At 34.8% G+C, this 12367-nt stretch carries 12 protein-coding genes and 1 other annotated feature; of the genes, 4 read left to right on the top strand and 8 right to left on the bottom strand.

Going from position 1 to position 12367, the window contains the following annotated elements; translation table 11 throughout:
- Nucleotides 1-192 precede the first annotated feature (192 nt).
- The 3 genes from LC076_RS23640 to LC076_RS23650 all read right to left on the bottom strand — a co-directional run bounded on the left by LC076_RS23640 (nt 193) and on the right by LC076_RS23650 (nt 2670).
- On the bottom strand, nt 193-525 hold the full coding sequence (locus tag LC076_RS23640) for a YolD-like family protein (RefSeq protein WP_226671568.1): 333 nt from the start codon (nt 523-525) through the stop codon (nt 193-195).
- A gap of 33 nt (nt 526-558) precedes the next feature.
- Nucleotides 559-1212 (bottom strand): GDSL-type esterase/lipase family protein, encoded by a 654-nt coding sequence (locus tag LC076_RS23645; protein ID WP_226671569.1) that lies wholly within the window; start codon nt 1210-1212, stop codon nt 559-561.
- Nucleotides 1213-1407: 195 nt separating this feature from the next.
- Nucleotides 1408-2670: a DNA polymerase thumb domain-containing protein gene (locus tag LC076_RS23650; RefSeq protein WP_226671570.1), complete on the bottom strand. Its 1263-nt coding sequence runs from the start codon at nt 2668-2670 to the stop codon at nt 1408-1410.
- 388 nt (nt 2671-3058) lie between these two features.
- Between LC076_RS23650 and LC076_RS23655 the strand changes: the two genes are divergently transcribed.
- Together LC076_RS23655 and LC076_RS23660 are read left to right on the top strand one after the other, a co-directional pair.
- Nucleotides 3059-3247 (top strand): YqzH family protein, encoded by a 189-nt coding sequence (locus LC076_RS23655; protein ID WP_226671571.1) that lies wholly within the window; start codon nt 3059-3061, stop codon nt 3245-3247.
- 240 nt (nt 3248-3487) lie between these two features.
- The gene (locus LC076_RS23660; RefSeq protein WP_226671572.1) at nt 3488-3706 is read left to right on the top strand and encodes a hypothetical protein; all 219 of its coding nucleotides are present in this window, start codon (nt 3488-3490) and stop codon (nt 3704-3706) included.
- 220 nt (nt 3707-3926) lie between these two features.
- On the opposite strand, the gene LC076_RS23665 is transcribed toward LC076_RS23660, so the two are convergent.
- The 4 genes from LC076_RS23665 to LC076_RS23680 all read right to left on the bottom strand — a co-directional run bounded on the left by LC076_RS23665 (nt 3927) and on the right by LC076_RS23680 (nt 7448).
- On the bottom strand, nt 3927-4868 hold the full coding sequence (locus LC076_RS23665; protein ID WP_226671573.1) for a TRM11 family SAM-dependent methyltransferase: 942 nt from the start codon (nt 4866-4868) through the stop codon (nt 3927-3929).
- 19 nt (nt 4869-4887) lie between these two features.
- On the bottom strand, nt 4888-5436 hold the full coding sequence (locus LC076_RS23670) for a GNAT family N-acetyltransferase (RefSeq protein ID WP_226671574.1): 549 nt from the start codon (nt 5434-5436) through the stop codon (nt 4888-4890).
- Nucleotides 5437-5672: 236 nt separating this feature from the next.
- Nucleotides 5673-6467 carry an SDR family NAD(P)-dependent oxidoreductase gene (locus tag LC076_RS23675; protein WP_226671575.1) on the bottom strand — a complete coding sequence of 265 codons (795 nt, stop codon included), beginning with the start codon at nt 6465-6467 and terminating at the stop codon, nt 5673-5675.
- 15 nt (nt 6468-6482) lie between these two features.
- Nucleotides 6483-7448, bottom strand: coding sequence for an MBL fold metallo-hydrolase (locus LC076_RS23680; RefSeq protein ID WP_226671576.1), 966 nt, complete (start codon nt 7446-7448; stop codon nt 6483-6485).
- A gap of 240 nt (nt 7449-7688) precedes the next feature.
- Nucleotides 7689-7896 (top strand) — a binding site (T-box leader).
- A 56-nt stretch (nt 7897-7952) separates the two neighbouring features.
- Between LC076_RS23680 and proC the strand changes: the two genes are divergently transcribed.
- Complete coding sequence (gene proC, locus LC076_RS23685; protein WP_226671579.1) at nt 7953-8828, top strand: pyrroline-5-carboxylate reductase; 876 nt, start codon at nt 7953-7955, stop codon at nt 8826-8828.
- A gap of 181 nt (nt 8829-9009) precedes the next feature.
- On the opposite strand, the gene LC076_RS23690 is transcribed toward proC, so the two are convergent.
- Nucleotides 9010-10632, bottom strand: a complete 1623-nt coding sequence (locus LC076_RS23690; protein WP_226671577.1) for a M20/M25/M40 family metallo-hydrolase — start codon at nt 10630-10632, stop codon at nt 9010-9012.
- A 153-nt stretch (nt 10633-10785) separates the two neighbouring features.
- Between LC076_RS23690 and namA the strand changes: the two genes are divergently transcribed.
- Nucleotides 10786-11802 (top strand): NADPH dehydrogenase NamA, encoded by a 1017-nt coding sequence (gene namA, locus LC076_RS23695; protein WP_226671578.1) that lies wholly within the window; start codon nt 10786-10788, stop codon nt 11800-11802.
- Nucleotides 11803-12367 lie beyond the last annotated feature (565 nt).

The raw sequence follows: 12367 nt of genomic DNA on the forward strand, positions 1-12367 counted from the left end.
AGAAAATCGTCCAAAAAAACCTTACATAATTTGTAAGGTTAGCTTGATGACATTGGGCTCAGCTTCCTCCCCGTGGAAAGCGAGTGTCTGCAGCGCAATGGAACGAACTTGTTTCTTTCAGCTTAACTGAATTTAGATTTATTCGTGTTTTTTATGACTTCTTTAATTATGTCCCAGCCTATTTCTATGGGGTTATTTGTGCCTCACATCAATCACTTCTTGAAGGGGTAACTGTATTCGTGTGCCTGTTTGTTCATCAACAATGCGAAGTGTTTGCTGAATGGGATCAATATAATGAACATAACCTGAGCATGTATGAAAAAAGTGGTTTTTATAATACGTAAAGATGAGTTCCACATGCTCTTCCATCGCATGAAAAATCATCTCGTTAAACTGCTCCAGCTGTTGTTCATCAAGTTCAGGCTTTTCTTGATACATATCTGTTTCAGACCAAGTTCTTAATAATTTAACGTGCTCGGGTAGCATCATTGATGTCCATTTAATATTTCCTCTATCACGTATCATTTATTTCACGTCCTAAACCATTGTGTATTCTAGTTAAAAAGTAGGATAACCTAATGCAATTAATTGCTCGGCAATCTTTTTGTATCCTAAGTTATTAGGATGGATACGATCTCTTGATAAAAGTTCTTCTTGTTTACCTTTAAAAACAGAATAAAGATCTGCAACAAAAATTGTTTTTCCATTATGAAAACTATTTAAATGCTGATTAAACAGCTTCACCCATTTCTCAGCAAGTTGGATTTGTGGTAGTGGATTATAGAGATTAAGTAAATAAATACGATATGGGACACCACATTCTTTTTTTAGCCTGTGAATTGTTGTCATTATTTTGACCATATTGCTGTGACATTCTTTCACAGATTGAGCAAGTTCAGCAGCTTCACCAGATTCAATAAAATCCTTACTTGCTTGAATTAAATCGTTTCCTCCTGCTGAAATTGATATGATGTTTGCATGTTCAATTTTATTGTACACAGTTTGATTTTCAATAATATTTAAAACACCATCTGTTTCAATACCGGATTTCGCATATATGTTAGTGCATACAGGTACATGTTGCTCTTTCTCTAGTAACCTCACATATTGACCTACAAATCCAGGTGCTAGAAATGACGCTCCTACACCAACCGTTAAAGAATCTCCTAGAGCTACATATGTGACAAATGGCTGTTGGTGATCAACTTTCACATAATACCCTCCCAAAAAAACAAATGAAATAAGACTTATCCGAAAATTTTGATAAGCAGGCTATCCCCTACTATCAGTTCTTTCTACTTTTCAAGTACAGGTTTTACACGTTTAAAAATGGATAAGGTCTTTATACATTATTCTTAAGAGGTAGCTCTGTGCTTTTCCGCAATGAAATGGGCAGGGAAATTCAACTTATGCCTTATGACCACCCACAAGTTTTGCACGATGCTTCGCTGTTCCGGCTGTAGTATACGACACAGCACGTAAAAGAGCATCAGAACCATATTTATGTCGGATTGAATCCATCACATAACCTAGTGTACGCTCCTTTGTGCGATTTGGACGAAACAAATCAAGCTGCATATCACAATCTTCTTCGATATTTGATAATGCAATCGAAATCTTCCGTACTGTTTTATTCATATAAAATTTTTCAAATAGTTGTAAACAGGCTTCATAAATGTCCATGGTAATATTTGTTGGTTGATCAATTGTTATAGAACGATGAAAACCACCACCAAACTCATCACGACTATAACCAATTCCAAGGCTGATCGTTCGACCTACTTTTTTATGCTGTCTTGCTCTTCGGGCAACTTCTTCACTGATCTCTAAAATGACATGTTTTACTTCTTCTGGATCTGGATAGTCGCGAAGTAAAATTTGACTTTTGCCAAAGCTAATTTGTCCCTGCATAATCGGAGCACCTATTTCAGATAAATCTACTCCCCAAGCATGATAATAAAGCTGATTTCCCATCACTCCAAATTTCTTTTCAAGCAACTCAAGTGGATAATTCGCAAGTTGGCCAACATTGAAAATCCCCATTCGATTCAGTGTTTTTTGGACTTTTGATCCTATCCCCCACATTTCACTAAGTGGCTCAAGCTTCCAAAGTTTGCTTTTCACATCATCAAATGTCCATTCGGCAACACCTGTTTTTTTTGCTTCAGTATCCAAACAAATTTTTGCTAAAAGCATATTTGGTCCAATGCCAATTGCACTTGGAAGCTGAAACTCTCTCTCCATATCATCACGAATTTTATCAGCGATCGTTCGTGCATCACCCCAAATATGTTCGACTCCATCCACTTCAATAAAGCTTTCATCAACGCTATACGTGTGGATAGCCTCTTTTGGTACATAGCGATGAAATAACTTTGTAAGCTCGGTAGAAATGCGAATATACATCGCCATCTTTGGATTTACAATTGTAATGCGAGGATCATTAGGTACTTCAAAAAGACGAGAACCTGTTTTAATGCCAAATTCCTTTTTTAATCGTGGAGAAGCCGCTAACACAATACTACCTTGACGCTCTGTATCACCAACAACAGCTAAATAGCATGTCAATGGGTCCAACCCAAGCAAAACAGCCGCACAGCTTGCATAAAAACTTTTAATATCAATACAAAGAATTTTACGTTTTGGCAGTTGATCGTAGTTTTCAATCATAGCCAATTCCTCCAAAATAGAATATATGTTCGTATTTAAGTATATACTTTATCTTAAGGGAATATACGTTCGATTTCAATGGTAGTTTTCACCAAGATTAATACACAGATAAAGAGACATAAGGGAAATAACAAATGAGAAAACAACACGTAAGCAAAACCAAAAGATAAGGGTCGCATTTGGGGTTATGTTATATTTTGGCTAGGTTAAAGCATATGTTGAATTTTAGTACTTTGTTGATTGGAGATGAACATATGAGACTCCTGTGGGAAAGCAAATACATAGAAAGAAAATCAACAACAAAGAATACCCGAGTCTTTATGGCAAATATATAATTTAACTTCGTAAATAAACGAAAAGCCTGTATACTCAAATAGTGAGGTGTACGATGGAAGAAAAATTTCTATTAAAAATGCTAAGGAAGAGCTTTTTACAATATGGAAGAGACCTAAATGAAAATCCTCTTTCAAAAGAAGATATTGAAAGCTTATTAAAGCAAATAACAGATGAGAAAGCAGAAGACACAGAGTTGTATGAGAATATAGAGGATATCGTATATAGTTATTTAACGAATTAAGAGGAAAAAGAAAATTGTGTACAACTTGATTACTTGCTAATTTAGCGTATAATCAATAATAATTAATCATTCACCAAAAAATTCCTCTTGGTATTCTTTCACCTTAAGAAAATCTTAGTAAAAGTAATCATCCCAAGAAAAATCTCCATTTAAATTCAGAAGATAGATACAGGAAAAATCAAACTAATTGTCAATCATTCAACATAGAAAACACTTAATTTTTCTAGAGGAGTCAAAAAAATGGAGAGATTTTTTTCAAAAGCAGAGCAATGGCAACAAGACAATATTCTTTTACGTGTGACTTACTCTAAAGCAAGAGTCGGCACAATCACTTTCTCCGGACGTGTTATTCAAATATCACCTGACCAAAAGCAACTCTTATTTTATAATGATGATACGAAATCTGTCTTAAATCTAGAACTAAATGCAATAGATGACGTTCTACCTTTTGAAAATTAAAAATTTATAAGGCTCTTATCTGGAAGATTGTTGGACGGACCCCATTTGATAAAAACATTGTTTCAATTGTATACAAGCTCCTTTTCTTAAAAATGCCACAATACTTTATAGAGTGCTGTTTCCTTAGTCAAAACAACAAAGATTATTCAAATAACCTCATTAATAAATAACACAAGTAAACGCAGTCTATAGATGAAACTGCGTTTTACTGTATAAAGACCTATTTACAAACAATAACTTCTCTAATGAATGTTCCCTTTTTAGCCACACAACGATCACTGATGTTAAAGCCAGCTTTTTGTAGTATAGAATCGATAGGTTCGATCGTGATAACGACTACTTTCTTAGCGATTCTTCGAGCACTTTTTAGCATATCAAGCTTTTCTTCAGAAGGAAGGACAGAACAGAGATTATATGGCATATCAATAATTGCTACATCATAGGAATCTTTTATTTGCCTTATATCTCTCAAAATCACTTCTCCTTCAAAGCCAAAAAATGCAATATTCTCTCTTGCTCCTGTTGTAACAAGCGGATTACGATCACTACCAACAATGTTAATGTTCATTGAAAGTGCTTCAATTAAAACCGTCCCAATTCCACAGCAAGGATCAATCACAGTTACCTCATCAATAGAAGGAACAGCAATATTAACCACGGCTCTTGCAAGACGTGTACTTAGGGCAGTAGAATAGTTTTGCGGTTTATTTTGATGATGTAACCAAACGGAATCACTTTTAGTATACTTTCCAAACATCCACTCTCCATCAACTTCCATTATGGCAAATTGTTTCTGCGGAGCAAGTAAATCAACCTTTCCTTTTAGTTGTAAACCAACCTTCCTTTCAATAAAGCGCCTTTCTTTAAAACCGAGTTTATTGGAATGATTTTCAAGGCAAATCACCTTAAATGTTTCTTCACCTATCTCCAGGCCTTCCACAAGTTGGATTAGTCCATCTAAGCTCTCAGATTTATAAAGCACTTCAATTCTTTCTTTTATAAACGGACTTCGACTGGGATTCATTCGTCTACTACTCTTCAAAAATGTTGTTTGTGAATCATATCCAAAGAGAGAGCGCATTTCTAACTGACAAAGTGACTTTTCATCTTCATGAAAAGCGTAGGTGTATATGTAATACAAAGGATGATTTAATATAGACAAGCTTTTTCCACCTTTTTTCCTAAATCGTTTTATCTCTATCATCTTGTTCAAGCCACTCAGGCTTTAGAATGCTCATTTCCCAAAGACTCCAATAATCGTGACCAACTTTCCGACAATCTCTTAATAACCCTTCCTTTTTAAAGCCAGCTTTTTCATAGCAAGCAATCGCAGTAGTATTAAAGTCAAACACACCTAAACTCACACGATGAAGGTGAAGGTCATTGAATGCAATCTTCAGTAGTTCAACAATCATTAAATAGCCGATTCCTTTCCCTCTCACACTTTCATCACCAACTAATACTTTACCAATTCTAGCTGAGCGATTTACTTTATCAATAGTAGATAAAGATATATGACCAATAACATTTCCAGTGCCTTTAAATATCACACAATAAATAAGACAATCAGAGGCTTCAGTGTTAGCATTTTCAATATAACTCTCTAATTGCTCGTGATCTAAAGGAAAATGAAAAGCAGGTCCTCCCCATTGCATCAGAAACTCGGGTGTTTTCACCCAGTTCATAAGCTGTTCCATATGAGAATGATCAAAATATCGCAATTCAATCATATGCATACTCCTTTACTAAACACTATAAATAGTCATCTTATATTACTACTGAACAAAAGAAAGGACAATTTTAGTACGCTGTTATGTAGTAACGAATTTGTTTCATTTCATTCCAGAAACAGAATTCGTAGGGGAGGGAAGCTTTTTCCTCTCCATTCCACTATTATAAATTTATAAGCAACAAAATTTGCAAAATCAACAAAAACACGATGCCAAAAAGCATCGTGTACTATGTATTATTTTTTGTAAAATGCCTTTCCAGCTATACGTTCAAATAATCTAGGCATAACCTGGTATAGCGTACTTCCAGCGTTCATCCAACCAGGTAAATTTATTTCACGCTTAGGTGTTAACATAGAAGAAACTATTATTCGTGCTACCTTATTAGGATCAAGCATCCAGCGTTCAACATTTTTGACGTAATCACCTTTTTTATCAGCAATATTGAAAAAATTAGTTTTAATAGGTCCTGGGTTAACAGTAGTTACATAAATATTACTAGGCTTAACTTCAAAACGAAGACTGTTTGTAAATCCTAATACTGCATGCTTACTAGCTGAATAAAGACTAGATTTTGGTGTGGCAATTTTCCCAGCCTGTGAAGCAATATTAATAATATGACCTTTTTTCCTTTTGATCATCTGAGGTAACACCATTTTAGTACTAGCAATTAAGCCAAATACATTAACCTCAAACATACTCTTCATTTCATCAAAAGTTGAATCAAGTACATCGTTAAAAATACCAAAACCAGCATTATTAACAAGAATATCAATTTGCCCAACTTCTGTTTCAATTTTTGAAAAGACCGCTTGAATAGACTCCAGCTTCTGAACGTCTAAAGGATAGTAGTAACAAGACACACCATAATCTTTAGAAATCCGATCAGCAAGAGCAGCTAATAATTCTTCTCTTCTCGCAAGTAAAATCACATGTGCTCCTTGTTTTGCACACTCAATTGCGACTTTTTCACCAATTCCACCAGAAGCACCTGTTATGGCAACATAGCAACCCTGTATTCGCGTATTCAACATTTCCACCTCTATTTAAGTAGCAAAATAAACTTGTTTATCTAGTGATGTATCCACTCTAATTTGACCGATTTCAAGTAAATAGTCAAGTTGACCGACTGTTTCTGACATAGTTAGCATCAACTGCTTATGATAAATCGTAGGAAATAAAGCTTTACTAACTTGGAAAGCTGTTAAAGGTTTTTCTGAAATGAATTGACGAACTTGTTCAGCTCTTTCAGCTTGTTTCTTTAATCTATATTTAATTAAGTCGTTCACTTCTATAATATTTTCACCATGTCCAGAATAAACCTGTGAGATTGGCAACTCTCGCAATTTAGAAAGAGATTCATTTAACTGAAGCTGCGGTTTAGGGCGCTCATTCACACCATCAATCATAGGAGGCTCTAGTAACGGGTTTGGTGAAATATGCTTAAGAAGCAGATCACCACCTATTAATATACCTGCGTTTTCTTCATATAGAACGATATGACTTTGAGCATGACCAGGTGTCTCTATTACACGCCACCCCTCTAGACCATCAACTATGTTCCCGTTTCTAAGAAAACCCGTTAACTCTCTATGACATGAATAAATTAACATATCATTTAATCTCTTTACGTATGACATAAATCTTTGATCAACACCAAAATCAACTAAAATTCTCTCAAAAAACTTAGTTTGATCATCCATAAATTGAGAATCCTGTTTTAACCATGGATTATTAAAAGAATGACCATAAACAGGAATATCCTCACTAAAAAAATCAAGCATTCCCACATGATCAGGATGATGATGTGTAATAACAATTTGTTCAATATCTTTAGGCGTATATCCAATTTCTTTTAATTGCTGCAAAAACGAATGCCAGGCTTCTTCTGTTTTTGGACCAACATCAACAAGTGTTAAACGATCTCCTTTAATTAAATAAACATTCACATCACCAACAGGAAAAGGTGTTGGCAAAACGAACTTATAAACTCTTTTTGTAAATGGCTTCATATTCTCCGCCCCATTTATTATTTTTGAATAAAGCTTTTTTACCCCATTTTTTTAAAACTTAACATTATATAGCTATTGTACCTTTATAAGTCACCGATGTCATTATATTCAAATAATTCGGATATCATTCTCACATTCTTATTGATGAATATTGCATTATTAATACTTGACAAATTACTGATTCAACATGCATAATGAATAAAAATTCACAACAGTGTATGTTAAGAGCATATTGATATAAGTAGTGTGTTGACTAGGAATAGTAAATAGGAAGACAGTAGCAGAGAGTGGAGCTCATGGGCTGAAAGGCTCCATTATATGTTTTTCTATTGAACCTACCCTACGAACAGTCAGGAAAACCTGTCCGTATTCTGCGATAAAGAAGTAAAGTTGGGAATTAATATATATTCCAAACAAGGTGGTACCGCGGAGTCAATCCGTCCTTATTAGTAGGACAGGATTGGCTTTTTATTTACGAAAAAACTCATTAAGTTATAAAGTATAATATTTTCAAAAGATAAAAAAAGAGGAGAATTAACGATGAGTAAGATAGGATTCATTGGTGCAGGTTCTATGGCAGAAGCCATGATAGCAGGGCTTTTAAAAGGAAAAGTATACAAACCAGAAGAGGTTATCGTAGCCAATCGCTCGAATTCTTCACGACTTGAACAGTTAACTAAAATGTATGGCATTAAAACAACACATCATAAAGAATCATTAGTAAAAGAAGCATCCATCATCGTTTTAGCTATGAAACCAAAAGATGTACAAGCTGGGATTGATGGAATTCAGGGTTTAATAGAAAATCAATTAATTGTTTCCGTATTAGCAGGAATTTCATTTGAGACCATAACAAACATTCTTGGCAAACAAACTGCAATCGTACGCGCTATGCCAAACACATCAGCAGCAATAGGAAAATCTGCAACAGCTATAGCTGCTAGTAAAGATGTAACAAGAAATCAAATTGAAAATTGCAAATCATTATTTGAAGCCATTGGAATTTGTAAGCTTGTAGAGGAAGAGCAACTTGACGCAGTTACAGGTCTTTCCGGTAGCGGTCCGGCTTACATTTATTATCTTGTAGAAGCTATGGAAAAGGCTGCTGTTGAAGTAGGATTGGATTCAGAAGTGGCAAGAGAATTAATTGTCCAAACTCTTGTTGGTGCCTCTGAAATGATTGCTCAATCTGATAAGCATCCATCACAACTTAGAAAAGAAGTGACAAGCCCTAACGGAACAACTGAAGCAGGTATAACCATTCTTCAAGAAAGAGGTTTTGAGGAATCTCTTGTTTCATGTATCAAGCGAGCAACTGAACGTGCTACAGAACTAAAAATAATGTTTGAAGATGAACTGATAACAACAGATAAAAAGTGACCTTTGATTTAAGATGGAGTGACCACATCACTCCATCTTTTTATATATAGGATTTTTCATTCACAAGAAAAAGTACACCTTGTGTAAACTGTTAGTGAAATTAGTATTAGTTAGTTTGGAAAATGACTGTCTTTCCAAAACTATCGCGAGTTTCTCAAAAATTTTAAAACGGTTGATTGGTCTAATTTTTCAAAAGTGATTTAATTGCATATCCTAGAATATTAGGCAAATATTCTAGTGCATATGGAATATGAAGACGTTCTGTCCATTTATGAGGATCACGGCCAACTGGTCCGATATTTAAAATCGGTATATCTAAACTTTTCATCTCTTGAAAAGGTAAATGAAAATGATTTCCGTATAAAGGCATGCTTGAAGTAAGATGAGCAATTGATGTTCCACTTTCATTTAATTGAACAAAACTTAAATCAGATAAACCCGGAAAATAATGTTGATGGTTTAAGGAAATGTCATAGTTATCTTGTGTAAACGAGATAACATTTTGGATTGTATTCTGGATCATTTCATGATCACTAGATGAAACAGCAGGGTAAAATGGCGGACTATAAAAAAGCACGATCATTGGACTATACTCCTTACAAAGCCCTGCTAGCTCTGAAACCATTTTTGTTGAGAAATCCCGATCTCCCATATCACCTCTATTTGCTGATAAGTAATTAAGTCTTCTTCGTATCTCATTTGGTCCAAATTTCAGAGTTGCTTTGTCAAGTAATTCCTGATAAGTAACTACATTGACATTAAAATTAAGCGGTGTAAATGAAAGATATTTTTGATAGTTTGTCACACGTTCCTTATAAAACTCTTCCACATTACGAGCTGCTTTTTTTGCAACTGTTAAAAGCTTTTCTTGAATTTCCTCAATTGATTTTTTGAACATCAGAATGTTATACATCGATACTGAAGTATGAGGAATCTGCACAGAATACTCTTGTTTTAAATCTCTCATCATTAATCCTGTCGGTGGAGGGGTTACTTCATCTTCAATTTGTTCACAGAAAGTGTCATTAAGCTCCATGATACGATTAATTTCCGAAATTAAAGTCGTTGCGTTAAGACCTGAGAATGGTTCCCCAACATGTGTTTCAATTCCAGAGCAATAAAAGCTAGCAAGCATTTTCCCTATAGAACCTGAATAAATGTATTGATTTTCATCATTTGGATACTTAGCAAACATAGGCTCTGAATTAATACATGCTTTATAAATTAAACCAAACTTTTTTTTGAAATCGTCTAATACCGCTACAGCACTTAACATACCTGCAGAATTAACTTCTTCGTCGGGAACAGTGACCAGTAAGATATTCCCTTCGAATTCTCCGTTAATTGCTTTTTCAAGCATAGATAACTGTACAGTAAGTCCTGCCTTCATATCCATTGTTCCTCTACCAAATAACCACTCATCAGAATCTAAGTCTTTTTTTACTTCTTCAGATAACTGAGATTTTCTATTTTTCAGCTCCTTCGTAAGCTGTATAGGTTGAAAAGCCATATGTTTTAAGTCTCCATAATCCTTCACATCAACCACATCAAAGTGACTTAAAAGCACAATTGTATCTTTTTTGTCACCTTGTTTAACTAAAGCTGTAACAAATGATCTGCCATCATGTACAGGATGCAATTCAAGATAGTGAGGATATTGTTGAAAATATTTCTTTTCCTTTAGTAGATAATAAATATATTCTGATAAAGCTACCTCTTCTTGTGAACCAGTTATACTACCACGTTCAACAAGACTTGTTAAAAGCTCCAATAATTGTTGCTTTGAATCCCATTGATTTCCCATACATTTCACCGCCCTATTCTTCCTTTTTATCATTGTATTAAAATTTCGACGAATTAGAAAGAAAAGCTATGCTATGAGCAAGAAAGATGACGAGTTAAAAAATATATTGTTATAATTTTTTCATAACATTTTTAAAATTTGGAGGAATCAAAAATGAAAACAAAGCTTTTTGAACCATATAAAATAAACGGAATCACATTAAAAAATCGGATTGTCATGTCACCAATGTGTATGTATTCTTCAACTGAAGAAAAAGGCTTTGTCGAGGATTTCCATTTAACACATTATATTAGTCGCGCAGTTGGTCAGGTTGGCTTAATCATGGTTGAAGCAACTGCCGTTACTCCTCAAGGGAGAATATCCGCTCAAGATCTTGGAATTTGGAGTGACGAACATGTTCCAAAGCTCAAACAACTCGTTGATGGAATGAAAAAATATGGATCTGCGACGGCTATACAACTCGCACATGCAGGTCGTAAGGCAACTGTCGATGGAGACATTTATGCTCCTTCAGCACTTAGTTTTAATGAAAAATCAAAGCTTCCAAAGGCTATGTCGAAAGAAGAAATAAAAGCAACAATACATGCTTTTAAAGAAGGTGCACAAAGAGCAAAAAAAGCGGGATTTGATATTATTGAGCTTCACGGAGCACATGGTTATTTAATTAATGAATTTTTATCACCTCTTTCAAATAAACGTGAAGATGAATATGGTGGATCAAAAGAAAATCGCTACCGTTTTTTATATGAAATCATTGAAGCTGTTAAAGAGGTTTGGGATGGGCCATTATTCGTTCGAGTTTCTGCATCAGATTACCATCAAGATGGACTGAATATAGATGATTATGTGGAATATGCTTTAAAAATGAAGGAACAAGGAATAGATTTAATTGATGTAAGCTCAGGAGCAGTTGTACCAGCGAAAATAAATGTTTTTCCTGGCTATCAAGTTCGATTTGCTGAAAAAATCAAAGAGCAAGCGGCTATTGCAACAGGTGCAGTTGGTATGATTACTAATGGCTTACAAGCAGAAGAAATTCTACAAAATGAACGTGCAGATTTAATCTTTATTGCAAGAGAGCTGCTACGTGATCCATATTTCCCAAGAACAGCTGCAGCTCAGTTGGGTGAGGAAATACAAGCACCTAAACAATATGATCGTGGTTGGTAAATAGATCTCAAAAAGGATAGGGTACGTAGTTCCTTATCCTTTTTATCTATGGCTGTTTTCGCATAGATTGTTGCTCTCGGAAAAATCCCAGGAGCCGGATTTTCCCCCTGGATACAAGGGATTTTCTTTCTGAATCGGGAGAGTAGCTCTTTTCTTCTATGCTTACAGGGATATTTTTTGGCAATCAGGGCGATATATTTTGAAATTTATATTAAAAAGCAACAAAGTTTACGAAAAGAGCCTTATCTATTAATGAAGACTTAGGCCTACTTACTAATAAGGCAACTACATATCCAATAACATATGTGCAATCAAATAAACTAAATGCTAGAAGATTGTCATATACATACTAATAGAACAGACCTGGAGATTGAAAACTCTTCTGTAACCGTTTTCAAAGTGTAACAATTTGGTTCCCCGACTAGGCCCCCTTATATCGGACACGTACTTCTGTTTTCTTTTATTTCCATAGTTTTTCACTTTAGTGTAAGTATTTAGAGGAAATTGTCCCTATTTTCCTCACTTTGAAAAGATGCTGGACCTCAATTGACTTGACATAGAGCCT

The organism is Metabacillus litoralis (assembly GCF_020524045.1).
In the GTDB taxonomy this organism is placed as follows: domain Bacteria; phylum Bacillota; class Bacilli; order Bacillales; family Bacillaceae; genus Metabacillus; species Metabacillus litoralis_C.